Consider the following 24,209-nt stretch of genomic DNA (forward strand, 5'->3'; position numbering starts at 1 on the left):
ACATGGCTGGCTCAACAATCGAAAAAGACGTCTTCGGAAGACTGCCGGACGGCCGCGATGTCGAGCGCATTGTGCTGCGAGGGGCAGGCGGGTTCGAAGCGCGAATCATCACCCATGGTGCGGTGCTTCAGGCGCTGATCGCGCCCGATGCGAAGGGCGGCCATGACGACGTCGTGCTCGGCCATGACGCGTTCACCGGCTATCTCGCGGAACGAAAGTTCTTCGGCGCCACCGTCGGCCGCTACGCCAACCGCATCGCCAAGGGACAGTTTTCGCTTGACGGCGAGACGGTGCAGCTTGCCGTCAACAACGGGCCGAATGCACTGCACGGCGGTCTCGATGGATTCGACCGCAAGCTCTGGGAGATCGTTGAGCTCGACGAGGGCGCCGCGCCCGCAGTGACGCTCGCCTATACGAGTCCGCACGGGGAGGAGCATTATCCCGGCCAGCTCGATGTCCGCCTGACCTATCGCGTCACCGGCCCCTCCGAGCTGTCGCTGAGTATGGAAGCGCGCACCGACCGGCCGACCATCGTCAACCTGACCAACCACAGCTTCTTCAATCTCGAAGGCGCAACGTCAGGTGCCTCCATCCTCGACCACCGCTTGACGGTTGCCGCCGAGCATTTCCTCGCGATCGATCCCACCGCCATTCCGTTGCCGGAGCCGCCGCGTCGCGTTGCCGGCACGCCGTTCGATTTCCGCGAGCCTCGGCCGGTCGGCGAGCGCATCCGGCAGGGCGACCAGCAATTGCAGAACGGCAGGGGCTACGATCACACCTATTGCCTCGGCCGCGACGGCAAGCTCGCGCTCGCCGCAAGGCTGGAGGCGCCACGCTCGGGGCGGATCATGGAGCTGTTCACCGACCAGCCCGGCCTTCAGGTCTATTCCGGCAATTATCTGGACGGCACGGTTTTGGGGAAGGGCGGCAAGCTCATCCGGCAGTCGGATGCCATGTGCCTGGAGCCGCACATTTGGCCTGATGCGCCGAACCGGCCGGATTTTCCGAGTCCGCGCCTCGATCCCGGCCAGGTCTATCGCCATCACACGGTCTATCGCTTTGCCGTGAGGACGCCATGATGGAGCAGGTGCCCACCTCCGTTCTCTCGGACGATCCTTGCCATCTCGGCGAGGGCCCGACCTATGACATGACCACCGATACCGCCTGGTGGTTCGACATCCGCGAGGGACGGCTGTTCGAGGCGCAACTTGGCCGTGGCAGCATCCGCGTCCATGCGCTCGGCCGGATGGCGAGCGCGCTCGGGCGCATCGATGCCGAACGGCAGTTGATCGTCGCCGAGGACGGGCTTTACATCCGCAAGCTCGCCGATGGCGCCATGACGCTGTTCCTTGCGCTCGAGGCGGACAATCCCGCCACGCGCTCCAATGATTGCCGTGTGCACCAGTCCGGCACGTTCTGGATCGGCACCATGGGCAAGAAGGCCGAGCCGAAGGCTGGGGCGATCTACGCGCTCCATCGCGGCAAGATCTCGACGCTGTTTCCCGGCATCAGCATCCCCAATTCGATCTGCTTCTCGCCGGATGGCGCCACCGGCTATTTCACCGACACTTCGCGCGCCGTGCTCTATGCCGTGCCGCTCAATCCCACGACTGGCCTGCCGCGCGGCGAGCCGGAGGTGCTGCTGCGCCATACCGGCATTGGCGGTCTCGACGGCTCGGTGTGCGACGCCGACGGGCAGATCTGGAACGCCTGCTGGGGCGCGAGCCGGATTGACGTCTATTCTCCGCAAGGTGAACGCCTGCGCTCGCTCAGCGTGCCGGCCCGGCAGGCGAGTTGCCCGGCCTTCGTCGGCCCCGGCCTGTCGCGTCTGCTCGTCACTTCCGCCTGGCAGGATATGGACACGGCCGCGCGCGCCGCCGATCCGCAAGCCGGTTACACTTTTCTATTGGAGGCCTCCGCGCGCGGTCGCGCGGAGCCCGACGTCAAGCTCGCATAGGAGACAAGAAAGCAGCCCACGACCACGTTCTCGACGACACGAACAAACAATCTGACACCCAAGGGAGTGAAACATGCTGAAACTGAAGACCGCATTCCTCGCACTGGCGCTGGCGGGCGCTGCGACGATGGCCACAAGCCTTCCCGCTGCCGCCCAGGACAAGGCGACCGTCGGCATCGCCATGCCGACAAAGTCGTCGGCGCGCTGGATCGACGACGGCAACAACATGGTCAAGGTGCTGAAGGAGCGCGGCTACAACACCGACCTGCAATACGCTGAGGACGACATTCCGAACCAGCTCTCGCAAGTCGAGAACATGGTGACCAAGGGCGCGAAGGCGCTCGTGATCGCCGCGATCGACGGCACGACGCTGTCCGACGTGCTCAAGCAGGCGAAAGCAAAAGGCATCACCGTGATTGCCTATGACCGCCTGATCCGCGGCACGCCGAACGTCGACTATTACGCGACCTTCGACAATTTCCAGGTTGGCGTCTTGCAGGCGCAATCGATCGAGCAGGGGCTTGGGCTGAAGGAAGGCAAGGGCCCGTTCAACATTGAGCTGTTCGGCGGCTCGCCGGACGACAACAATGCCTACTTCTTCTACAACGGCGCGATGAGCGTGCTGAAGCCCTACATCGACAGCGGCAAGCTCGTCGTCGCCTCGGGCCAGATGGGCATGGACAAGGTCGCGACCCTGCGTTGGGATGGCGCCACCGCCCAGGCCCGGATGGACAATCTGCTCAGCGCCTACTACGGCAACAAGAAGCTCAATGCCGTGCTGTCGCCCTATGACGGCATCTCGATCGGCATCATTTCGTCACTGAAGGGCGTCGGCTATGGCAGCGCCGGTCAGCCGATGCCGATCATTTCGGGGCAGGACGCCGAGGTGCCCTCGATCAAGGCGATGCTGCGCGGCGACCAATATTCGACCATCTTCAAGGACACCCGCGACCTCGCCAAGGTGACCGCCGACATGGTCGACGCCGCGCTCGCCGGCAAGCAGGTCACGGTCAACGACACCAAGACCTACGAGAACGGCGTCAAGACCGTGCCGTCCTACCTGCTCAAGCCGGTCGTGGTCTACAAGGACAATTGGGAGAAGGTCCTGGTCGACAGCGGCTACTACAAGAAGGCGCAGTTCCAGTAACTTTCTTCTCCCTCTCCCCGCGTGCGGGGAGAGGGGGACTCTCGATGAGGGACGAAAAGCGCGTCCACAAACTCGTCATGGCCGGGCTTGTCCCGGGCATCCACGCCTTCGTCGCAGGCGGCTGCACGTGGATGGCCGAGACAAGCCCGGCCATGACGACGCGGAGACGTTCAGGAGTATGATCACATGACCGCCATGCTGGAGATGCGCAACGTCAGCAAGAGCTTTGCCGGTGTGCAGGCGCTGCGCGACGTCAACTTCTCGGTTCACGCCGGGCAGATCCACGCGCTCGTCGGTGAGAACGGCGCCGGCAAGTCGACGCTGATGAAGGTGCTGAGCGGGGTCTACCCGCACGGCAGCTACGAGGGCACCATCGTCTTCGAAGGCGAGGAGCGGCGCTTCCGCGACATCAACGATTCCGAGGCGCTCGGCATCATCATTATCCACCAGGAGCTGGCGCTGATCCCGCTGATGTCGATCGCGGAAAACATCTTCCTGTCGCATCCGCCCTCGAAGCTCGGCGTGATCGACCGCGACGAGGTGTACCGGCGCACGCAGGAGTTGCTGGCGCAGGTCGGCCTGAAGGAATCTCCGGATACGCTGATCACCGATCTTGGCGTCGGCAAGCAGCAACTGGTCGAAATCGCGAAGGCGCTGTCCAAGCGGGTGCGGATGCTGATCCTGGACGAGCCGACCGCCAGCCTGAACGAGGCCGACAGCGCCGCGCTGCTTGAACGCCTGATGACCTTCCGCGAGCAGGGCATCGGCTCGATCCTGATCTCGCACAAGCTCAACGAGGTCGCCAAGGTTGCCGACCACATCACCGTGCTGCGCGACGGCCGTACCGTCGACAGCATCGATTGCCATGCCGAGCCGATCCAGGAAGACCGCATCATCCGCAGCATGGTCAATCGCGATATGGCGCACCGTTTCCCGGAGCGTAGCGCCAAGATCGGCGAGCCCGTGCTCGACGTCGCCAACTGGTCGGTCTATCACCCGATCCATCCCGAGCGGCAGGTGATCAAGAATGTCAATTTCGGCGTCAGGCGCGGCGAGGTCGTCGGCATTGCCGGATTGATGGGCGCCGGACGCACCGAATTTGCCATGAGCCTGTTCGGCCGCTCCTGGGGGACCAATATCAGCGGCACCATCCGGCTGGAGGGGCGGGAGATCGTGCTGCCGAGCGTCGCGGCGGCGATCGACGCCGGCCTTGCCTATGTCACCGAGGACCGCAAGCAGCTCGGCCTGATCCTGGCCGACGACGTCCGCAAGAACATCACGCTCGCCAGCCTCGACCAGGTCGCGCCCGGCCGGGTGATCGACGACATCGCCGAGCTGAAGGTCGCCAGCGACTATCGCACCCGCATGCGCATCCGCTGCTCCGACGTCTACCAGGAGACCGGTCAGCTCTCCGGCGGCAACCAGCAGAAGGTGGTGCTGTCGAAATGGCTGATGACCGACCCAAAAGTCCTGATCCTGGACGAGCCCACGCGGGGCATCGACGTCGGTGCCAAATACGAGATTTACTGTATCATCAACGAGCTGGCGGAAGCCGGCCGCGGCGTCGTGGTGATATCCTCGGAAATGCCCGAGCTGCTCGGCATCTGCGACCGCATCTGCGTCATGAATGAGGGCGCCTTCGTTGGCGAGTTCAAGGGCGCGGACGCGACGCAAGAGAAGATCATGCGCGCCATCATGCGCAACGAACGAAACATTGGGAACGCCGCACCTGCGGCCGCGGAAATGGGAGGAATGCAGCCATGACCGACAAGACGGTATCGCTGCCCGAGGAGCGCCGGCACGGCAGCTTCATCAAGAACAATCTGCGCAACTACGGCATGCTGATGTCGTTGATCGCGATCATGTTGTTTTTCCAGGTGATGACCGGCGGCACGCTGCTGCAGCCGCTCAACCTGACCAATCTGGTGCTTCAGAACAGCTACATCGTCATCATGGCGCTGGGCATGCTTCTGGTGATCGTCACCGGCCATATCGACCTCTCGGTCGGCTCGGTCGCCGGCTTCGTCGGCGCGGTCGCCGCTGTGCTGATGGTGACCTACAAGGTCGACTACACGCTCGCCTTCATCGCCTGCCTGCTGCTGGGGGCGGCGATCGGTGCGGCGCAGGGCTACTGGGTGGCCTATTTCGGCATTCCGTCCTTCATCGTCACGCTGGCGGGCATGCTGGTGTTCAAGGGGCTCGCGCTCGCGGTGCTGCAGGGCCAGTCACTCGGCCCGTTCCCGGCAACCTTCCAGAAGCTGTCGTCCGGCTTCATTCCGGAGCTTCTGCCCGAGGCCGGCACGCTGCATCCGACCTCCATGCTGATCGGCGCCGTGCTCGCGCTCGGCCTCGTCTATGCCAGCGCAAAGGGGCGGTCGCGCGAGCAGTTGCATGGCATCGAGGTCGAGCCTTATGCGTTCTTCCTGGGGAAGAGCGTCCTGCTGGCCTGCGCCGTGCTCTATTTCACCTATCTGATCGCTTCGCATCGCGGCCTGCCGAACGTGCTGGTGATCATGACCGCGTTGATCGCGCTCTACGGCTTCGTCACCCGTCGCACCGTGATCGGTCGGCAGGTCTATGCAGTCGGCGGCAATGCGAAGGCGGCGAAGCTGTCGGGCATCAAGACCGAGCGCCTGACCTTCTTCACCTTCGTCAACATGGGCGTGCTCGCCGCACTCGCGGGCCTTGTCTTCGCCGCGCGCCTCAACACCGCGACTCCGAAGGCCGGGCTCGGCTTCGAGCTCGACGTCATCGCTGCCTGCTTCATCGGCGGCGCTTCAGCTTATGGCGGCGTGGGTCGGGTCGGCGGCGCCGTGGTCGGCGCCATGATCATGGGCGTGATGAACAACGGCATGTCCATCCTCGGCATCGGCATCGACTATCAGCAGGTCATCAAGGGCCTGGTGCTGCTCGGGGCGGTGTGTATCGACGTGTATAACCAGCGGCGGTAGCCGCAACGGCGCTGTCGTAGGGTGGGTTAGCGGAGCAGATGCGCGAAGCGCGTTTGCTCTGCGTAACCCACCAACTTCGTCCCGCGTGCGCGGAAATAAGGTGGGTTACGCCTTCGGCTAACCCACCCTACGGCCCTACCTTATTACGGCAGCGGTGATTGCGTCGTGAACAGCACCGCCGCGATCGCGACGGAAAGGCTCACCGCCGACACCGTTGCCACGGTCGACAAGACCCCCATTCGCCGGAGCGCGAGGGCGAACACGATGATGATGGGGGTCGCGGTCATCAGCCCGATTTGTGCATCGCTCATCTTTTCGCTCGCCGTTTCGCGGAACCGCCGGATGATATCCACCCTATGACGGCAGGGCGGGCGGAACGTTGCGGCAGCGCAAACGCGCCTCTGGCCGGTCGCACTCTTTGTCCGGCGACAAAGTCGGAATCGCGCAGGTGAGATATCTGTCCGACGACTTGATGCGGAAGGCAGATGTCGGCTACGGACTTCGAACAACAAGGCACCGGCTGGGGAATCCTGGAAGATCTTCCCGGCGATCCCATGATGTGGGTGCTCATCTTCAGCGAACTCGCCGCCTTCGGCCTGTTCCTCGGTGCGTTCGTCGTCGCTCGTGCGCTTCACCCGGCGGTCTTCGCGGCCGGTCAGGCCACGCTTGATGCGCATCTGGCGGGACTCAACACCATCGTGCTTGTGACCAGTGGCTGGACTGCCGCACGGGCGACGGCTGCAGCACGGGCGGGCGCAAGGGGATGTGCGCGCGGCTGGCTGTTCGGCGCCATGGCGCTCGGCGCGCTCTTCATCGCGATCAAGCTGCTCGAATATGCCGGCGAGATCGCGTCAGGAAACGGCCTGGAGACCAGCCCGTTCTTCACGTTGTACTTCCTCCTCACCGGATTCCATCTTCTGCATGTCGGCCTCGGCATCGTGATCCTGGCCGTCGTTTCCCGGGGTGCCCGGCCGGCAAGCGTCGAGACCGGAACCGCGTTCTGGCACATGGTCGATCTGCTTTGGATCGTCATATTTCCGATTCTATATCTCGTGCGCTGATGATTCCGGATCGTCTCGACATCACCTGGATCGTGCTGATCGGCCTCGCGCTCGCAACCGTTCTGGTTCCATCAATTGTCACGCGACCGCTGCTCGGCAACGCCCTGCTGCTGGCCTTCGTCGCGCTCAAGGGCCGCCGGATCGTGCTCGATTTCCTCGATCTTCGCGCCGCGCCGGCGCTCTGGCGCGGCCTCGTGAGCGCCTGGCTCGTCATCGTCCTGCTGTTTGCCTGGTCCGTGTCGGCCGTGGTCGCCCTGATCTGACGCGCTCATTGCGCCCTGACAAAGAACCGGCCGGTCGGAGCGGCAATAAATCGCAGCATCGCACCTCGACTGGAATCAACCGGAAAGGATTGGCAATGGCTGAACGCCTGACCAAGTCGGCCGCTCGAAATGTCTTCTACGGCGGCTCGGCCTTTTTCTTCGCCATTTTCATCGGGCTGACGGCGCACAGCCACTATTACATGGTCACGACGTCCACGGACGCAACGACGCTGACGTCGTCGGTCGCCCGCGGCAAGCATGTCTGGGAGAAGAACTCCTGCATCAACTGCCACACGCTGCTCGGCGAGGGCGCCTATTTCGCGCCTGAGGTCGGCAACGTCTGGGATCGCTGGGGCGGCAACGAGGATCCGGCCGCAGCGCGCGAGACGCTGAAAGCCTGGATGCAGTCGCAGCCCTCCGGTGCGCCGGGCCGGCGGCAGATGCCGCAGTTCAACCTCACCAACCAGGAGCTCGATGATCTCGCCGACTTCCTGCAATGGACCGGCAAGATCAAGCGGCAGGAATGGCCGCCGAACAAGGCCGGCTGAGCGCATTCCTCTTTCAAGACAGAGAGAACCCGAGATGAAATATCAAACCCAGAAAGTCGCGATGCTGTATTTCTACGGCGCGCTGACCCTGTTCCTGGCCCAGGTCCTGTTCGGCCTGGTCGCAGGAACCATCTACGTCCTGCCCAACACGCTGTCGACGCTCCTGCCGTTCAACATCGTCAGGATGATCCACACCAACGCGCTGATCGTATGGTCGCTGATCGGCTTCATGGGCGCGACCTACTTCCTTCTCCCGGAAGAGACCGAGACCGAGCTCTATAGCCCGCTGCTGGCGAAGATCCAGTTCTGGATGTTCTTCGGTGCCGCCGGCGTCGCCGTGGTCGGCTATCTCTTCCACTATCACGAGGGCCGCGAGTTCCTCGAACAGCCCTTCATCATCAAGGTCGGCATCGTCGTCGTCTGCCTGATGTTCCTGTTCAACGTCACGATGACGGCGCTGAAGGGCCGCAAGACCACGATCACCAACATCCTGCTGTTTGGCCTGTGGGGCGTCGCGATCTTCTTCCTGTTCGCCTTCTACAACCCGGCGAACCTTGCCGTCGACAAGATGTACTGGTGGTACGTCGTCCATCTCTGGGTCGAAGGCGTCTGGGAGCTGATCATGGCCTCCGTGCTCGCTTATCTCATGATCAAGCTCAACGGCATCGATCGTGAGGTCGTCGAGAAATGGCTCTACGTGATTATCGGCCTTGCCCTGTTCTCGGGCATCCTCGGCACCGGCCACCACTTCTACTGGATCGGCGCGCCCGGCTACTGGCAGTGGATCGGTTCGCTGTTCTCCACGCTGGAGGTTGCGCCGTTCTTCACCATGGTGATCTTCACGGTGCAGATGACCTGGAAGGCCGGCCGCAAGCATCCGAACCGTGCCGCGTTGTTGTGGTCGGTCGGATGCTCGGTGATGGCGTTCCTCGGCGCCGGCGTGTGGGGCTTCCTGCACACGCTGTCCTCGGTGAACTACTACACCCACGGTACGCAGGTCACCGCCGCGCACGGCCATCTCGCCTTCTTCGGCGCCTATGTGATGCTGAACCTGTCGGTGATGGCCTATGCGATCCCGCAGCTGAAGGGACGTGCGCCCTATAACCAGTGGCTGTCCATGACGAGCTTCTGGATCATGTGCACGGCCATGATGGTGATGACCTTCGCGCTGACCTTCGCCGGCGTGGTCCAGGTCCATCTCCAGCGCGTGCTCGGCCAGGGCTACATGGACGTGCAGGATCAGCTCGCGATGTTCTACTGGGTCCGTCTCGGCTCCGGTGTGTTCGTTGCGATCTCCGCGCTGATGTTCGTCTGGGCCGTGCTGGTGCCGAGCCGCGAGAAGCAGGCGGTCATTCCCGCCGCGCTGCAGCCGGCTGAGTAAACGCAAAAGGCGGCCGCGGTTCTTCGCGGCCGCCGTCTCTTTGTGAATTCCGGAGGAAGATCATGAACGCAGCACTTCTCGCCGTGGCGGCACCTGGACCCGGGTTGCCGGCCTATGTCGCGAGCGGCAACGAATGCGCGCTGTTCGAACACGCCTGGCGCCATCAACTTCCTGTGCTGCTCAAGGGGCCGACCGGCTGCGGCAAGACCCGCTTCGTCGCGCACATGGCGGCGCGGCTGGGGCTGCCGCTTCACACCGTCGCCTGTCATGACGATCTGACCGCCGCCGATCTCACCGGCCGCCATTTGCTCAGGGGCGGCGACACCGTGTGGACCGATGGTCCACTGACGCGCGCCGTGCGCGAAGGCGGCATCTGCTATCTCGACGAGGTCGTGGAGGCCCGCAAGGACGTCACCGTCGTGCTGCACCCTCTGACCGACGATCGCCGCATCTTGCCGCTGGAACGTACCGGCGAGGAGCTGGTGGCGCCGCGCAGCTTCATGCTCGTCGTCTCCTATAATCCCGGCTACCAGACGCTGCTGAAGGCGCTGAAACCCTCGACGCGGCAGCGCTTCGTGGCCATCGAATTCGATTTCCTGCCGCCGGAGCAGGAGATCGGCGTCGTGTCCGCTGAAAGCGGGCTGTCGCCGGAGCGCGTGCGGCCGCTGGTGGGGCTGGCTGGTCGGCTGCGTGCGCTCAGGGGACACGATCTGGAGGAGGGCGTCTCGACCCGGCTCGTGGTCTATTGCGCGACCCTGATCGCCGCGGGCACCTCGATCGGCGATGCCGTGCTGGCCGGCATGATCGAGCCGCTCACCGACGACGCCGACGTCAAGGCGGCGCTGCTGGACGTCGCACGCGCCGTCATCGGGTGAGGCCGCACCGATGCTCGACTTCCTCGAACTGGAGGAGACGGTCGGCCGCGCCTGGCACAGGATGGTCGGCGGCACCGCAAGCTATCCGGCTCACGATGATCACGCCGTCGCACTGACCGAGGTGAGGGGGCGGCTGGCGGTGATGTTCCGGGCCCTCGGCGGTGAGACGGGGGTGCAGATTGCAAGCGCGGGCGCGCGAAAATCGGGGCACCGTCTCGGCTGGCGGCAGCGCATCGGCCTCGGAGACGAGCGGCTCGAGCAGCCGGGCCGCGACGCTGCGACCATCTTCCTTCCCGATCGCATCTCGATCTTTCCCGACCGCGCCTTGAACGCGGCGCTCTATCGCTGGCTTGCGGCGTGGTTTGCAGCCGCGCCGATCGACACGATCACGGAGGTCGATCCGCTGCGGCGGGATATACTGCTGTTGCGCCGGGCAAGCGAGACGGCGGTCTTTGTGCTCACGCAATTTCCCGGGCTTGCAGGCGATTACGCGACGCTCACCGCAGCAACTGCCGCGGCCCGGCCTCGTCGTCCCCTCCCGCGCATCGAGCAGGAGGTCGAGAAGATCGTGCTGGCCCTGCTCGGAGCCGGCAAGGCGCCTGCCGGCAAGCTGTGGCCGGCGATGATGGGCACCGGCCCGCTGCCGGACAAGGCGCCGCCGGGCTATCGTTCGATCCTGCCGTGCCCGCTCTGGGGGGATTGCTGGATGCGCGAGCTCTCGCCCGCACATGCCGGCGAGGACGAGTGCGCACCGGGCGCGGAAGCCGCCGCCGAGAACGATCGCAAACGCTTTGCCGTTCGCGAGCGCGAGGACAACGCCGACCGCCGCGATCCTTTCGTGCTCAACCGCTTCGAGAAGATCCTGGCGATGGCCGAGATGGTCAATGTCGACCGTCCCGCCGACGACAGCGAGGACGAGGATGCGCAGAAAGCCGCCGACGATCTCGAGGAGATCACGCTCAGCCGCCGCACCGGCAAGCCGGCGAGCCGGTTCAAGTTCGATCTCGACCTGCCGCCGGAAGCCCTCGATGCCTCGAAGCTGAATGCGGACCTCGCCTATCCCGAATGGGACTATCGCAGCGGCTCCTATCTGCCGGATCATTGCCGCGTGCTCGCAGGCGCAGCCTCCGAGCAAGGTGAGAGCTGGACGCCTGACGACGCCATGCGCCGGCACATCCGCCAGGTGCGGCGCCGCTTCGAGGTGCTGCGGCCGCGCCACGAATTGATGCGCGCCCAGGCCGACGGACACGACCTCGATCTCGACGCGCTGGTGCGGGCGCAATGCGACCTGCGCGCCGGCAGCGGCGGCAGCGGCCTCGATCGCATCCATGTCGCAATGCGCCAGCAAGGGCACGATCTCGCCGTCACGCTGCTCGTCGATGTCTCGCTCTCCACGGATGCCTGGGTCGACGGCTACCGCGTGCTCGACGTCGAGAAGGAGGCGCTGCTGGTACTTGCCCACGGGATTTCGGCCTGCGGCGATCACCACAACATCCTGACCTTCACGTCGCGCCGGCGCTCCTGGGTGCGGCTCGAGACGGTCAAGGCCTTCGGGGAGCCGATGAGCGCGGCGGTGGAGCGTCGGATCGGCGCGTTGAAACCAGGCTATTACACGCGGATCGGCACGGCGGTGCGCCACGCCGCGGCCGAGCTCGCCCGCCAGCCGCAGCGCAAGAAGCTGCTGATCGTCCTCACCGACGGCAAGCCGAACGACGTCGATCATTACGAAGGTCGCTTCGCGGTCGAGGACACCCGCAAGTCGGTGCAAGAGGCGCGCCGGCTTGGCATCGCCGCCTTTGGCGTCACGGTGGACGCGACCGCGCAATCCTACTTCCCGACGCTGTTCGGCCGCGGCGGCTACGCCATCGTCGGCAACATCAAGCGGCTGCCCGCGGCGCTGCCGGCGATCTATCGGCAGGTCGCGCATTGACAAGGAACCGCCAGCGCCTCGCTGCTTGAGCTATTGCTCACCTAATGGGTATATGATCGAATGGCCGGATGGAGCAGGGCCGGCCGAGACCTGAACTGATCATCTTCGATTGCGACGGCGTGCTCGTCGACAGCGAGCTGCTGAGCTGCCGGTGCCTGTCCGAGGTGCTGGCCGAGTTCGACATCGCGCTCAGCCAGCAGCAGGCGCTCGAGCTCTTTCTCGGCCGCAGCACCAAGGCGATCGAGCAGCATTATCGTGGTCTCGGCCGGATCGTGCCGGAGAGCTTTCTGCCGCGCCTGAAGTCGCAGGTGCTGTCGACGTTCGCAGCCTGTCTTCAGCCGATTCCCGACATTGCCGGCGTGATATCCGACTTGTCCGTGCCGTTTTGCGTGGCCTCGTCCAGCGATTTCGATCGCGTCGCGCTCGCTCTCGACGTGACCAGCCTGCGGGCGCATTTCGGCGAGCGGATCTACACCGCGCAAATGGTCAGGCATGGCAAGCCGGCGCCGGACCTCTTTCTGCTCGCGGCGGAGAAGATGGGGGTGCAGGCTGCGCGCACGCTGGTGATCGAGGACAGCGTCAGCGGAGTCGCGGCGGGCAAGGCGGCCGGCATGACGGTCTGGGGATTTGTCGGCGGCAGCCATTACCGCGGCCGTGACGGGCAGGCTATATTGTCCGGCGCGGGGGCCGACCGGGTCTTCGCGCGCATGAGCGATTTCTGGGAGGCGTGAGGCCCGCATGGCCGCCGACAACGACAAGTCGCGACTCGACGATGCCGCGCGCGCCGGCTGGCTCTATTTCATCGCCGGTCACACCCAGGACGAGATCGCAAAGATGCTCCAGGTCTCGCGGGCCTCGGCGCAGCGGCTGGTCTCGCTGTGCCTTGCCGAGCGCCTCATCACCTTCCGGCTCGAACATCCCATCGCCGCCTGCATGGAGCTTGCGGCGCGGCTGAAGCAGCGGTTCGACCTCGTCCATTGCGAGGTGGTACCGGCCGATCCTGCTGCTCCCCAGGCCACCGCAGGCATCGCGGAGCGCTGTGCCAATCTGCTCGACGCGACGCTGCGTTCGGAGACGCCCGTGATCGTGGCGCTCGGCACCGGCCGTGCCGTGCGCGCCGCGGTCGAGCGCGTCACGCCGATCGACCGGCCCAATCACCAGATCGTCTCGCTGGTCGGCAACATCTCCGCCGACGGTTCGGCGAGCTTCTACGACACCGTCGGCCGGCTCGCCGACCGCACGGGGGCGCGGCACTATCCGATGCCGCTGCCGTTCCTGATGTCGTCGGAGGACGAGCGCAACAAGATGGTCCGCATCGAGCCGATCGCCAAGGTGAAGGCGGTCGCGGCCAAGGCGGATTTGCGCCTCGTCGGCATCGGCCAGATGGACCAGAAGGCGCAGGTTCACATCGACGGCTTCGTCACCCGCGACGAATTGTTCGAGATGATGCGGCTGGGCGCCATCGGCGAGATCACCGGCTGGGCCTATGATTCCAGGGGACGTCTGCTCAAGGCCGGCACCAACAAGCGCCTCACCAGCATTCCGCCGGAAGTGCCGGCGAAGGCCACGACGATCGGTGCCGCGGTGGGGGCGGCGAAGGTAACCGCGATCGCCGCGGCGTTGAACGGGGGGCTGATTAACGGCCTCATCACCGACGAGACCACCGCAAGGGCGATTCTGGAGCGGTAGGGCGGTCTCGCCACTTGCTCCGCTGTCATCATCCGCGAAAGCGGATGATCCAGTACGCCGCGGCCCCGCTTGGGGCAAACCAACTGACGACACGGAGTACTGGGTGCCCCGCTTCGCGGCGCATGACAGTGTGGGTGAGGCAACACCTGCCACTAACACCTGCCACCCCTCCCGCACCGCAGCACTCATAAGTTGCGCAAACGCCCGCGCGCCTGCTTGACAAGGCTCCTTCCTTGAGTTGAACATACGCCCAACGCGTGGGTATATGCTCAAACGCGATTGAGGGGAGGTCACCGTGAAACACATCCTGGGCGCCGTCTGCGGCGCATCTGCACTTTTGCTGGCCGTTCCCGCGATGGCCGAAACGACCCTGACGATCGCCACCGTCAACAACGGCGACATGATCCGCATGCAGGGGCTGACGAGTGAGTTCACCAAGAAGAACCCCGACATCACGGTGAAGTGGGTGACGCTGGAGGAGAATGTGCTGCGCCAGCGCGTCACCACCGACATCGCCACCAAGGGCGGTCAATTCGACGTGCTCACCATCGGCACCTATGAGGTGCCGATCTGGGCCAAGAAGGGCTGGCTGGTGCCGCTCGCCAATCTCGGGAGCGATTACGACGTCGCCGACCTCCTGCCCAAGATCAAGGACGCGGTCTCCGTCGACGGCAAGCTCTACGCCGCGCCGTTCTACGGCGAAAGCTCGATGGTGATGTACCGCACCGATCTGTTCGAGAAGGCCGGCCTGAAGATGCCGGAAAAGCCGACCTGGGATTTCGTGGTCGATGCCGCCAAGAAGATCACCGACAAGGGTGCCGGCACCTACGGCATTTGCCTCCGCGGCAAGGCCGGCTGGGGCGAGAACATGGCGTTCCTCTCGGCCATGGCCAATTCCTACGGTGCGCGCTGGTTCGACGAGAAGTGGCAGCCGCAGTTCAACACGCCGGAATGGAAGACGACGCTGACGACCTACGTCAATCTCATGAAGGAAGCCGGCCCGCCCGGCGCGAGCTCCAACGGCTTCAACGAGAATCTGGCGCTGTTCAACGCCGGCAAGTGCGCGATGTGGATTGACGCCACGGTCGCGGCATCCTTCGTCACCAACCCGAAGGAGTCCAAGGTCTCCGACAAGGTCGGTTTCGCGCTGGCGCCCAACACCGGCCTTGGCAAGAACGCCAACTGGCTGTGGGCCTGGAATCTCGCGATCCCCGCCGGCTCCAAGAAGACCGAGGCTGCCGAGAAGTTCATCGCCTGGGCAACCAGCAAGGACTACACCAAGCTCGTCGCCTCGAAGGACGGCTGGGCCAACGTGCCGCCGGGCACGCGTACCTCGCTGTACCAGAATCCCGACTATCTGAAGGTCGCCCCGTTCGCCAAGCTGACGCTGGCCTCGATCGACGCGGCCGATCCGAACAAGCCGACGGTGAAGCCGGTGCCTTACGTCGGCGTGCAATACGCCGCGATTCCCGAATTCCAGGGCATCGGCACCCAGGTCGGCCAGCAATTCTCGGCCGCGCTTGCCGGCTCGATGACGGTCGATGCCGCGCTGACGGCGGCACAATCGGCAACCGAGCGCGAGATGAAGCGCGCCGGCTACATCAAGTGAACCCGAGCTCGACCTCCTGAGCTCAGACTTGCGGCCATCCGCCGATCCCCGGATGGATGGCCGCCTTCTTCCCGAGGTTTCATTTTGACGCATTTTCTTCTTCTTCCCGTGAACCGGTCTCCACTTCGCTCGAAAACGCTCTGAAGGAGAAGTCAGGGATGGCAACCCGGCAGACGCAGCTTCTTGCGCGCTCGCTCCTGACGCCTGCGGTCGGGCTGCTCTTCATCTGGATGATCGTTCCGCTCGCGCTGACGATCTACTTCTCGACCCTGCATTACAGCCTGCTCGATCCCGGCTCCGAGTCGTTCGTGGGCCTGGAGAACTTCCGCTACTTCCTCACCGATCCCGCCTTCCTGGCCTCGCTTCAGAACACGCTGGTGCTGGTCGGCTCCGTGCTCGCGCTGACGATCCTGCTCGGCATTCCGCTCGCGCTGTTGATGGATCAGCCGGTGATCGGGCGCAATTTTGTGCGGCTGATGGTGATCGCGCCGTTCTTCGTGATGCCGACGGTCAGCGCGCTGGTCTGGAAGAACCTGCTGATGCATCCGGTGTCCGGCCTGTTCGCCTGGCTCGCCCAGTTGTTTCACCTGACGCCGATCGACTGGTTCACCGACGCGCCGCTGCTCGCCGTGATCCTGATCGTGACCTGGCAATGGCTGCCGTTCGCGACGCTGATCCTGCTCACCGCGCTGCAATCGCTCGACGAAGAGCAGAAGGAGGCCGCCGAGATGGACGGCGCCAGCGCGGTATCGACCTTCATTTACATCACACTGCCGCATCTGGCGCGCCCCATCACGGTGGTGATCCTGATCGAGACCATCTTCCTGCTGACGGTGTTTGCCGAGATCTTCGTCACCACCGGGGGAGGGCCGGGTCTGCAAACCACCAACATCGCCTTCCTGATCTATTCGCAGGCGCTGATCCAGTTCGACGTCGGCAGCGCCTCGGCGGGCGGCCTCGTCGCGGTGGCGATCGCCAACGTCGTCGCCTTCTTCCTCGTCCGCATCGTCGGCCGCAATCTGGAGGCTTGAAGCATGGCGCGGATGGCGACGACAGGGCGGGTGGTGGCCTCGACGATCGGAGCGTGGTTCTTCGGCTTCCTGATCTTCTTCCCGATCCTGTGGATGATGCTGACGAGCTTCAAGACCGAGCTCGAGGCGTTTGCGATACCGCCGTCCTTCCTGTTCTTCCACTGGACCACGGAAAACTATGCCACCGTGCAGGAGCGCAGCGACTATTTCCACCACGCGATGAACTCGATCATCATCGCCGGCGGCTCGACGCTCATCGCGCTCTTGATAGCCATTCCCGCGGCCTGGTCGATGGCGTTCTCGCCGACCAAGCGCACCAAGGACATCCTGCTCTGGATGCTCTCGACCAAGATGATGCCGCCGGTCGGCGTCCTGGTGCCGATCTACCTGATCTACAAGTCCTTCGGTCTGCTCGATTCCCGCATCGGCCTCGTCATCATCCTGTGCCTCGGCAATCTGCCGATCGTGATCTGGATGCTCTTCACCTATTTCAAGGAGATCCCGCGCGACATTCTCGAAGCCGCGCGCATGGACGGCGCCACCATCGGCCGCGAGCTGGTCTACGTGCTGACGCCGATGGCGATCCCGGGACTGGCGTCCACGATGCTGTTGAACCTGATCCTGGCCTGGAACGAGGCGTTCTGGACGCTCAATTTGTCGACCTCGAACGCGGCGCCGCTGACCACGTTCATCGCCTCCTATTCGAGCCCGGAAGGGCTGTTCTGGGCAAAGCTGTCGGCGGCCTCGACGATGGCGATCGCGCCCATTCTCGTCCTCGGTTGGTTCAGCCAGAAGCAGCTCGTGCGCGGGCTCACCTTCGGCGCGGTGAAGTAGAGGGGCTGCCGGATCATGGGTCGGATCACACTTCAAGGCGTGCAGAAATCGTTCGGCCCCGTGCACATCATCAAGGGCGCCGATTTGGACATCGCCGACGGCTCCTTCGTGGTCTTCGTCGGCCCGTCCGGCTGCGGCAAGACGACCTTGCTGCGTCTGATTGCCGGGCTCGAAGACGTCTCTGGCGGAAAGATCCTGATCGACGGCAAGAACGTCGTCGACACGCCGCCCGCCAAGCGCGGACTGTCGATGGTGTTTCAGTCCTACGCGCTCTATCCGCATATGAGCGTGCGCGGCAATATCGGCTTCGGCCTGAAGATGGCCGGCCTTGCCAAGGACGAGATCAACCGCAAGGTCGAGGCGGCCGCCGCCACGCTGAACCTCACGCCTTATCTCGACCGCAAGCCGCGCGAGCTCTCCGGCGGCCAGCGCCAGCGCGTCGCGATCGGCCGCGCCATCGTGCGCGAGCCCAAGGCGTTCCTGTTCGACGAGCCGCTGTCCAATCTCGATGCCGCGCTGCGCGTGCAGATGCGCATCGAGGTGACCAGGCTCCAGAAGCAGCTCGGCACCACCGCGATCTACGTCACCCACGACCAGGTCGAGGCCATGACCATGGCCGACAAGATCGTCGTCCTCAACGGCGGCAAGATCGAGCAATATGGCTCGCCGCTCGAGCTCTACGAGCGACCCGACAATCTCTTCGTCGCCGGCTTCATCGGTTCGCCCAAGATGAATCTGGTGACCGGGGATCCGGCCAAGCAGCACGGTGCATCCACCATCGGCGTGCGGCCGGAGCACCTCAAGATCGAACGCGACGGCACCGGCGGCTGGCAGGGCACGATCGCGGTCGCCGAGCATCTCGGCAGCGACACGTTCCTATACGTCGATGCCGGTGCGCTCGGCATGCTGACGGCGCGCTATATCGGGGAATTGAGCCTGCATGCCGGCGACCGCGTCTCGCTGGTGCCGGACCCTGCGCGCATCCACCGCTTCGACGAGGCCGGCAACGCGTTTTGAGGCTGACAAGAAACGTCAAGACAACGGAAACACCACCATGTACCTGGAAAAATTCAAGCTGAACGGCAAGACCGCGTTCATCACCGGCGGCGGCCAAGGCATCGGCCTTGGCTGCGCGGAAGCGCTGGCTGAAGCCGGCGCCAGGGTCGTCATCGGCGACCGCGACGGCAAGGTCGCCGACAGCGCCAAGGCCAGCCTGAAGGCGAAGGGCTTCGACATCGAAACCGCGATCATGGACGTGACCGATACCAAGCGCGTGGCCGAGGTCGCGAACGACCTCGTCGCCCGCCACGGCAAGGTCGACATTCTCGTCAACAATGCCGGCATCGCCCGCAGCGAAACCCCGGCCGAGACCGTCACCGACGAGCACTGGCTCAACGTCATCGACGTCAATCTCAACGGCACCTTCTGGTGCTGCCGCGAATTCGGCAAGCACATGCTGAAGGCGAAAAGCGGCGCCATCGTCAATGTCGGCTCGATGTCCGGCTTCATCGTCAACAAGCCGCAGGAGCAGTGCTTCTACAACGCCTCCAAGGCTGCCGTGCATCACCTGACCAAATCGCTGGCCGCCGAATGGGGCGCGCGCGGCATCCGCGTCAATGCGGTGGCGCCGACATACATCGAGACGCCGCTCAACGCTTTCGTGAAGAGCAATGCCAAGATGTACGACGCCTGGATCGGTGGAACTCCGATGGCGCGGATGGGGCAGGTCGAGGAGATCGCCTCCGTCGTGCTGTTCCTCTCCTCGGAGGCCGCGAGCCTGATGACCGGCAGCATCGTGCTGGTGGATGGCGGCTACACTTGCTGGTAGGCTCACCGTCAAAACTGACGGAAAGCGACCGGGAGCGACAATGCCGCGAGCGTATATCGGCGTCGACGTGGGGACCACCAGCACGCGGGCAGGGGTGTTTGACGAGGCTGGAAACCTGCTTGCGACCGCGCGACATCCGATCCGAATCTGGCACGAGGCCGGCGACATCGTCGAGCAGTCGTCTCAGGACATCTGGGAGGCCTGCACGACGTCGGTGCGAGCCGCGATGGCGCAAGCGAGCATTGCGCCCGACAGCATCGGCGGCATCGGCTTTGACGCCACGTGTTCGCTGGTTGTCCTCGACAGACAGGGCGAGCCGCTCACCGTCAGCGCGTCCGGCGAGGCGCAGCGCAATGTCATCGTCTGGATGGATCATCGTGCCATTGCCGAGGCGCGGCTGATCAACGAGACCGAGGATGCCGTGCTGCGCTACGTCGGCGGCTCGATCTCGCCGGAGATGGAGATGCCGAAGCTGCTATGGCTGAAGCGGCACCTTCGCGGCAGCTTCGACGCCGCCGGCCACTTCTTCGATCTGGCGGATTATTTGACCTGGCGCGCGACCGGCTCGCTGCAGCGCTCGACCTGCACCGTCACCTGCAAGTGGAATTATCTGGCCCATGACGGCGGCGGCTGGAGCGCGCAGTTCTTCAAGCGCATCGGCCTGTCGGACTTCGCGAACGAGGCATACGCCCGCATCGGCACCGAGATCGTCGCCCCCGGCACGCGGCTCGGCAGCGGTCTCACCCGCACGGCCGCGGCAGAGCTCGGCCTGTCGCCGGGCACGCCGGTCGGTGCCTCGCTGATCGACGCCCATGCCGGCGGCATCGGCGCGATCGGCGGCCGCGACGGCTCGGGCGGGGCCAGCGATGTCTGCGACCGGCTCGCCTACATCATGGGGACGTCGGCCTGCATCATGGCGACGACCAAGGAGCCGTGCTTCGTCCCCGGCGTGTGGGGGCCTTATTACTCCGGCATGGTCCCGGACTTCTGGCTCAACGAGGGCGGCCAGTCTGCCGCGGGCGCGGCGATCGACCATCTCCTCAAGTCGCATCCGGCCCATGCCGAAGCCGGCGCGCGGGCGCGCAACGAGGGGCTCGACCTCATCGACTTCCTCGAGCGCCGCATCATCGCGCGGGCCGGCGATGCCAGCCGCGCCGCGCTGCTCGCGCGCGACGTTCATGTCCTGCCTGAATTCATCGGCAACCGCTCGCCCTACGCCGATCCTGATACGCGCGCGGTGATCGCGGGCCTCGATCTCGACACCGACATCGCCTCGATGGAGCGGCTGTTCGTCGCCGGCCTGTGCGGGCTCGCCTATGGGCTCGCCGAGGTGATCGAAGCCTTTGCCGCGCATGGCGTGCGCTCCAGCATGATGATCATGGGCGGCGGCGCCAGCCGCAGCCCGCTGGTACGGCAGATCATGGCCGACACGACGGGGCTCGCCGTCGCGCTGCCGCAGACCAAGGAGCCGGTACTGCTCGGTGCCGCGATGTTGGGTGCGGTGGCCGGCGGTGCCTATGCGTCGATCGGCGAGACCATGGCCAAGATGTCGGCGCTGGGACGGAAGAGCGAGCCGACCGCGCCTGACATGGCGGCGTTTCACACCCGCAAGCGCGAGGTCTACAAGCTGCTGCGCGAGCTCGATCGCGGCAGCCGCGCGGCGATGGGCGGCATCGCGAGAGGTTGAATGACATGCTGATTGCCTGCGGCGATGCGCTGATCGATTTCGTGCAGACGCGAACCGGCGAGGGACGCGAGGCGGTGATGCCGGCCGTCGGCGGCTCCTGCCTCAATGTCGCGATCGGCATGGCGCGGCTGGGAGCGCCGACCGGCTTTGTCGGCGGCATCTCGACCGATTTGTTCGGGCGGATGATCGCAGATCATGCCGCGGCCTCTCACGTCGAACTCAATCTCGCGACCCGCAGCGATCGTCAGACCACGCTCGCTTTCGTCCGCATCGTCGCGGGCGAGTCGCACTATGCCTTCTACGATGCCGAGACCGCGACGCGGAACTGGACCTATCGGCGCGGGTCCATTCCCTTCGACACGGTTGAGGCCGTCCACATCGGCTCGACCACCCTGGTCAACGACCGGGGCGCGGCCGAGACCAGGGCCTTGATCGCGGACGCACGGCCGACTTCGACGATCTCCTTCGATCCAAATTGCCGGCCCAATCTGGTCAAGGACAAGCCGGCCTATCTCGCGCGCATGGCCGAGTTCGCGAACCAGGCCGATCTCATCAAGATGTCGGACGTCGACTTCGACTATCTCTTCGGCGACGAGCCGTATCAGCAGCGCGCGCGCGTGCTGCTCGGGCAGGGCACCAGCCTCGTCGTCATCACCCGCGGTAATCATGGCGCGATCGCGTGGCACGCGGGGGCGGGGCAGATCGAGGTCGCAGCGCCGGAGGTCGAGGTCGCCGACACGATCGGCGCGGGCGACAGCTTTCAGGCGGCGCTGCTGTTTGCCCTGTACAAGCAGGGCCGCATTGCCCGGGAAGCCTTGAAGGACATCAGTGCCGACGAGCTCCGCCGCGCGCTGTCCTTTGCCGCCAGTTGCGCCGGCCTCACCTGCACGCGCCCGGGCGCCGATCCGCCCTGGAGCCATGAGATGAGTGGGAACTGGTAGCGCGCCTCATATCCGCGCGACAACCTTCTCGGCGCATTTGAGAAATCTGGAGATCAGCGGGCTCTGGGAATCTCTTCGCCAGCACACCGCGATGTCGATGGAATCGGCTGCATCGCGCAGCGGCCTGAACACGATGCCGCGTGGCGCGCCGAGCTTGGCGCAGGCCGGCACGATCGCAAAGCCTTCGCCGGCGAGAACCAGGCTCATCGCCGAATGCACTGTCTCCACGCGGCTCGCAATCGGCATCACGATCTGATGTCGACGCAGCATGGCTGCGACTGCGGAGGAGGCCGGATCCTGCTCCGGCGGCGGCAACGCGATCAGCGGGCGGCCCTGCAACCGCTCCATCGGCACCGCGCCGAGCCGTGCGAGCGGCGAGTGGATCGGCATTGCCAGCATGAAGGGCTGTGCGCCGATCCGAGCCACCTGGATCTCGGGATGGTTGATGGCCGGCATGCACAGCGCGACCGTGACGCTGCGATCGAGCAGCCGGGCCTCGCGTGTCGATGCGCTGAGCTCGGCGAATTCGAGGTCGACGCCGGGAACCGAGCGCCGTAGCTCGGGGATGAGCCGCGGCAGCATCGCATTCGCCAGCACGAACATGTAGCCGACCGAGAGCCGCCCGCGCTTGCCGGCGGCGACCGCGCGCGCGGCTTCGGCGCCGTCGACGGCCAGCGCCAGTGCCTCGCTCGCGCGGGCCAGCAGCGCCTGGCCGGCCTCGGTCAGGTCCATGCCACGGGTGCCGCGGCGGAAAAGCGGCGCCCCGATCTCGGCCTCGAGCTTGCGGATCTGGACGGACAGCGGAGGCTGCGCCATCCGCAGCCGCTCGGCGGCCTTGCCGATGCTGCGCGCCTCGGCGACGGCGACGAAATAGCGGAGCCGGCGAAGATCCATTGGCATACCGAAAACGTATGGGTTGGCGATCAAAATCGTATTGGACGGCGAGTTAACAAAACTGTCATTCTCGCTGTCAATGTCCTCGGGCCAACGGCGGCCCGCTCCGGAGCGTGACGTGGCGATGAACGGCGACCCCTGTCTCTTGTCCGCAACCGAACTGCGCGGCCTCGTCGCCGCAAAGCGGATTTCGCCGGTCGAGATCGTCCGTGCCGTGCTTGCGCGCGCCGAGGCGCTCCAACCCGAGTTGAACTGTTTCATCACGCTCTGTGGCGACGAGGCGATGGCGCAGGCGCGTGCGGCCGAGCGCATGCTGATGGCCGGTGAGCCGCTCGGCCTGCTGCACGGCATCCCGGTCACCGTCAAGGACATCGTCAACACCAGGGGCGTCAAGACCACCTTCGGCGCCGTTCCCTACAAGGACAACGTGCCGACCGAGGACGCCGTCGCGGTGGCGCGGCTGCGCAGCGAAGGAGCCATCCTGATCGGCAAGACCACGACGCCGGAATTCGGCAGTAAATGCCTGACGGATTCGCCCTTGTTCGGCCGCACCCGCAACGCCTGGGACGCCTGCCGCTCATCCGGCGGCTCCAGCGGCGGCGCGGCGGTTGCGGTCGCCAGCGGCATCGCGCCGCTCGCGATTGCGACCGATGGCGGCGGCTCGACGCGGATTCCCGCCGCCTGCAATGGCGTGGTGGGTTTGAAGCAGAGCAACGGAATCATCCCGCACAGCCAGGCGCTGGATGTATTCGGTAATCAGACCTATGTCACACCGACCACGCGCACCGTCGCCGACACCGCGCTGATGATGCAGGCGATGGCGGGCGAGGACGCCTGTGATCCCTGGTCGATCGGCGTGCCCGTGCCGGACTTCATCGGCAGCGCCGTACCGCGCGCCGATCTGCGCGGGCTCAGGATCCTGTACTGCCTGACGCCGCCGGGCCGTCCGGTGTCCGCGGAGGTCGCCGCCAATTTCAAGGCGAGCCTCGACCGGCTGGCAGGGTTGGGGGCCGAGCTCGAGGAATTCTCGGGCGAGGGTTTCGACATCGAGCCGATCTGGCGCGCCATCAACCACACGGTCTGGCGCACGCGCTTTGCCAAGCTCGCCGCCGAGCACAAGGACGAGCTGAGCGAGGCTTTCCTCAAGCAGCTTGCACTTGCGACCGAGGTCAGCGGCGTCGACTATCAGGAAGCGATGTTCGCGCGCACCGCGCTGTTCCGCCGCGTGCAATCGCTGCTTGCGCGCGGGCACCTGCTGGCGATGCCGACCCTGACGCGGACCGCACTGCCGATCGGCCAGGACCTGTTCGGCACCATCGAGATCGATGGACGGCATTTCGATAGCGTCCGGCCGCACTGGTTCCCCTGGACCATGCCGTTCAACATGACCGGCCATCCCGCCATCAGCGTGCCCTGCGGCTTCGGCCGTGACGGCCTGCCGATCGGCCTGCAGCTCGTCGGCCGCTTCCGCGGTGATGCGGAGCTGCTGCGCGTCAGCGCGCTGTTCGAGGCGTCGAGCGACCTTCTGTCCCGCTGGCCGGCTTGAGGGGACGGGCATGCAGCAGAGGGCTCGTGCGCAAGGG

The 24,209-nt window shown here is 65.2% G+C and carries 23 protein-coding genes; 21 read left to right on the forward strand and 2 right to left on the reverse strand.

All coding sequences use genetic code 11. From position 1 onward, the window contains the following. The first annotated feature begins 2 nt into the window (after window positions 1-2). The 5 genes from AC066S_RS06630 to mmsB all read left to right on the forward strand — a co-directional run bounded on the left by AC066S_RS06630 (window position 3) and on the right by mmsB (window position 6,055). The gene (locus AC066S_RS06630; RefSeq protein WP_478269237.1) at window positions 3-1,079 is read left to right on the forward strand and encodes an aldose epimerase family protein; all 1,077 of its coding nucleotides are present in this window, start codon (window positions 3-5) and stop codon (window positions 1,077-1,079) included. Then, a complete protein-coding gene (locus AC066S_RS06635) occupies window positions 1,079-1,957 on the forward strand; it encodes an SMP-30/gluconolactonase/LRE family protein (protein WP_478269330.1) in 879 nt (292 codons plus the stop codon). The genes AC066S_RS06630 and AC066S_RS06635 overlap by 1 nt, the downstream gene beginning before the upstream one ends. Before the next feature lie 73 nt (window positions 1,958-2,030). Beyond that, entirely contained in the window at window positions 2,031-3,104 is a 1,074-nt protein-coding gene (chvE, locus tag AC066S_RS06640) for a multiple monosaccharide ABC transporter substrate-binding protein (protein WP_126256024.1), read from the forward strand. A gap of 186 nt (window positions 3,105-3,290) precedes the next feature. Next, a complete protein-coding gene (gene mmsA, locus AC066S_RS06645; protein ID WP_126256023.1) occupies window positions 3,291-4,868 on the forward strand; it encodes a multiple monosaccharide ABC transporter ATP-binding protein in 1,578 nt (525 codons plus the stop codon). Further along, window positions 4,865-6,055, forward strand: a complete 1,191-nt coding sequence (mmsB, locus tag AC066S_RS06650; RefSeq protein WP_126256022.1) for a multiple monosaccharide ABC transporter permease — start codon at window positions 4,865-4,867, stop codon at window positions 6,053-6,055. The genes mmsA and mmsB overlap by 4 nt, the downstream gene beginning before the upstream one ends. 143 nt (window positions 6,056-6,198) lie before the next feature. Here the strand turns inward: mmsB and AC066S_RS06655 are convergent, their stop codons facing one another. Further along, entirely contained in the window at window positions 6,199-6,366 is a 168-nt protein-coding gene (locus tag AC066S_RS06655; RefSeq protein WP_167767349.1) for a hypothetical protein, read from the reverse strand. Window positions 6,367-6,540: 174 nt separating this feature from the next. Between AC066S_RS06655 and AC066S_RS06660 the strand changes: the two genes are divergently transcribed. From AC066S_RS06660 to AC066S_RS06730, 15 genes are all read left to right on the forward strand, one after another. Beyond that, the gene (locus AC066S_RS06660; RefSeq protein WP_478269238.1) at window positions 6,541-7,116 is read left to right on the forward strand and encodes a cytochrome c oxidase subunit 3; all 576 of its coding nucleotides are present in this window, start codon (window positions 6,541-6,543) and stop codon (window positions 7,114-7,116) included. Then, the gene (locus AC066S_RS06665; RefSeq protein ID WP_478269239.1) at window positions 7,116-7,379 is read left to right on the forward strand and encodes a cytochrome C oxidase subunit IV family protein; all 264 of its coding nucleotides are present in this window, start codon (window positions 7,116-7,118) and stop codon (window positions 7,377-7,379) included. The genes AC066S_RS06660 and AC066S_RS06665 overlap by 1 nt, the downstream gene beginning before the upstream one ends. Before the next feature lie 95 nt (window positions 7,380-7,474). After that, window positions 7,475-7,927: a c-type cytochrome gene (locus AC066S_RS06670; protein ID WP_126256018.1), complete on the forward strand. Its 453-nt coding sequence runs from the start codon at window positions 7,475-7,477 to the stop codon at window positions 7,925-7,927. Window positions 7,928-7,961: 34 nt separating this feature from the next. After that, window positions 7,962-9,308, forward strand: a complete 1,347-nt coding sequence (locus AC066S_RS06675; protein ID WP_126256017.1) for a cbb3-type cytochrome c oxidase subunit I — start codon at window positions 7,962-7,964, stop codon at window positions 9,306-9,308. A 62-nt stretch (window positions 9,309-9,370) separates the two neighbouring features. Then, on the forward strand, window positions 9,371-10,183 hold the full coding sequence (locus AC066S_RS06680; RefSeq protein ID WP_126256016.1) for a CbbQ/NirQ/NorQ/GpvN family protein: 813 nt from the start codon (window positions 9,371-9,373) through the stop codon (window positions 10,181-10,183). Between the two features lie 10 nt (window positions 10,184-10,193). After that, on the forward strand, window positions 10,194-12,113 hold the full coding sequence (locus AC066S_RS06685) for a nitric oxide reductase activation protein NorD (protein ID WP_478269240.1): 1,920 nt from the start codon (window positions 10,194-10,196) through the stop codon (window positions 12,111-12,113). A 68-nt stretch (window positions 12,114-12,181) separates the two neighbouring features. Further along, window positions 12,182-12,844: an HAD family hydrolase gene (locus AC066S_RS06690; RefSeq protein WP_478269241.1), complete on the forward strand. Its 663-nt coding sequence runs from the start codon at window positions 12,182-12,184 to the stop codon at window positions 12,842-12,844. 7 nt (window positions 12,845-12,851) lie between these two features. After that, complete coding sequence (locus tag AC066S_RS06695) at window positions 12,852-13,802, forward strand: sugar-binding transcriptional regulator (RefSeq protein WP_126256013.1); 951 nt, start codon at window positions 12,852-12,854, stop codon at window positions 13,800-13,802. 295 nt (window positions 13,803-14,097) lie between these two features. Then, entirely contained in the window at window positions 14,098-15,411 is a 1,314-nt protein-coding gene (locus AC066S_RS06700) for an ABC transporter substrate-binding protein (RefSeq protein ID WP_478269242.1), read from the forward strand. Window positions 15,412-15,569: 158 nt separating this feature from the next. After that, a complete protein-coding gene (locus AC066S_RS06705; protein ID WP_126256011.1) occupies window positions 15,570-16,442 on the forward strand; it encodes a carbohydrate ABC transporter permease in 873 nt (290 codons plus the stop codon). Window positions 16,443-16,445: 3 nt separating this feature from the next. Then, complete coding sequence (locus AC066S_RS06710) at window positions 16,446-17,276, forward strand: carbohydrate ABC transporter permease (protein WP_126256010.1); 831 nt, start codon at window positions 16,446-16,448, stop codon at window positions 17,274-17,276. 15 nt (window positions 17,277-17,291) lie between these two features. After that, entirely contained in the window at window positions 17,292-18,293 is a 1,002-nt protein-coding gene (locus AC066S_RS06715; RefSeq protein WP_135168247.1) for an ABC transporter ATP-binding protein, read from the forward strand. A gap of 37 nt (window positions 18,294-18,330) precedes the next feature. Further along, window positions 18,331-19,104, forward strand: a complete 774-nt coding sequence (locus AC066S_RS06720; protein ID WP_135164065.1) for an SDR family NAD(P)-dependent oxidoreductase — start codon at window positions 18,331-18,333, stop codon at window positions 19,102-19,104. Window positions 19,105-19,144: 40 nt separating this feature from the next. After that, a complete protein-coding gene (locus AC066S_RS06725) occupies window positions 19,145-20,791 on the forward strand; it encodes an FGGY-family carbohydrate kinase (protein ID WP_135168248.1) in 1,647 nt (548 codons plus the stop codon). A gap of 5 nt (window positions 20,792-20,796) precedes the next feature. After that, window positions 20,797-21,732 carry a carbohydrate kinase family protein gene (locus AC066S_RS06730; protein WP_478269243.1) on the forward strand — a complete coding sequence of 312 codons (936 nt, stop codon included), beginning with the start codon at window positions 20,797-20,799 and terminating at the stop codon, window positions 21,730-21,732. A 6-nt stretch (window positions 21,733-21,738) separates the two neighbouring features. Here AC066S_RS06730 and AC066S_RS06735 read toward each other — a convergent pair whose 3' ends face one another. Then, window positions 21,739-22,626, reverse strand: a complete 888-nt coding sequence (locus AC066S_RS06735; protein WP_126256005.1) for a LysR family transcriptional regulator — start codon at window positions 22,624-22,626, stop codon at window positions 21,739-21,741. Window positions 22,627-22,750: 124 nt separating this feature from the next. Between AC066S_RS06735 and AC066S_RS06740 the strand changes: the two genes are divergently transcribed. After that, window positions 22,751-24,172: an amidase gene (locus AC066S_RS06740; protein ID WP_478269331.1), complete on the forward strand. Its 1,422-nt coding sequence runs from the start codon at window positions 22,751-22,753 to the stop codon at window positions 24,170-24,172. Window positions 24,173-24,209: the final 37 nt, after the last annotated feature.

This window comes from Bradyrhizobium sp. CFUWI (assembly GCF_056429085.1).

Coding starts and splice junctions, on each gene's coding strand:
- AC066S_RS06660 (WP_478269238.1), top strand. CDS start 6,541: ATGTCGGCTACGGACTTCGAACAACAAGGCACCGGCTGGGGAATCCTG.
- AC066S_RS06690 (WP_478269241.1), top strand. CDS start 12,182: ATGGAGCAGGGCCGGCCGAGACCTGAACTGATCATCTTCGATTGCGAC.
- AC066S_RS06685 (WP_478269240.1), top strand. CDS start 10,194: ATGCTCGACTTCCTCGAACTGGAGGAGACGGTCGGCCGCGCCTGGCAC.
- AC066S_RS06720 (WP_135164065.1), top strand. CDS start 18,331: ATGTACCTGGAAAAATTCAAGCTGAACGGCAAGACCGCGTTCATCACC.
- AC066S_RS06655 (WP_167767349.1), bottom strand. CDS start 6,366: ATGAGCGATGCACAAATCGGGCTGATGACCGCGACCCCCATCATCATC.
- mmsA (WP_126256023.1), top strand. CDS start 3,291: ATGACCGCCATGCTGGAGATGCGCAACGTCAGCAAGAGCTTTGCCGGT.
- AC066S_RS06675 (WP_126256017.1), top strand. CDS start 7,962: ATGAAATATCAAACCCAGAAAGTCGCGATGCTGTATTTCTACGGCGCG.
- AC066S_RS06670 (WP_126256018.1), top strand. CDS start 7,475: ATGGCTGAACGCCTGACCAAGTCGGCCGCTCGAAATGTCTTCTACGGC.
- AC066S_RS06630 (WP_478269237.1), top strand. CDS start 3: ATGGCTGGCTCAACAATCGAAAAAGACGTCTTCGGAAGACTGCCGGAC.
- AC066S_RS06735 (WP_126256005.1), bottom strand. CDS start 22,626: ATGGATCTTCGCCGGCTCCGCTATTTCGTCGCCGTCGCCGAGGCGCGC.
- AC066S_RS06710 (WP_126256010.1), top strand. CDS start 16,446: ATGGCGCGGATGGCGACGACAGGGCGGGTGGTGGCCTCGACGATCGGA.
- AC066S_RS06705 (WP_126256011.1), top strand. CDS start 15,570: ATGGCAACCCGGCAGACGCAGCTTCTTGCGCGCTCGCTCCTGACGCCT.
- AC066S_RS06740 (WP_478269331.1), top strand. CDS start 22,751: ATGAACGGCGACCCCTGTCTCTTGTCCGCAACCGAACTGCGCGGCCTC.
- AC066S_RS06635 (WP_478269330.1), top strand. CDS start 1,079: ATGGAGCAGGTGCCCACCTCCGTTCTCTCGGACGATCCTTGCCATCTC.
- AC066S_RS06725 (WP_135168248.1), top strand. CDS start 19,145: ATGCCGCGAGCGTATATCGGCGTCGACGTGGGGACCACCAGCACGCGG.
- AC066S_RS06730 (WP_478269243.1), top strand. CDS start 20,797: ATGCTGATTGCCTGCGGCGATGCGCTGATCGATTTCGTGCAGACGCGA.
- AC066S_RS06695 (WP_126256013.1), top strand. CDS start 12,852: ATGGCCGCCGACAACGACAAGTCGCGACTCGACGATGCCGCGCGCGCC.
- AC066S_RS06715 (WP_135168247.1), top strand. CDS start 17,292: ATGGGTCGGATCACACTTCAAGGCGTGCAGAAATCGTTCGGCCCCGTG.
- AC066S_RS06680 (WP_126256016.1), top strand. CDS start 9,371: ATGAACGCAGCACTTCTCGCCGTGGCGGCACCTGGACCCGGGTTGCCG.
- AC066S_RS06665 (WP_478269239.1), top strand. CDS start 7,116: ATGATTCCGGATCGTCTCGACATCACCTGGATCGTGCTGATCGGCCTC.
- chvE (WP_126256024.1), top strand. CDS start 2,031: ATGCTGAAACTGAAGACCGCATTCCTCGCACTGGCGCTGGCGGGCGCT.
- mmsB (WP_126256022.1), top strand. CDS start 4,865: ATGACCGACAAGACGGTATCGCTGCCCGAGGAGCGCCGGCACGGCAGC.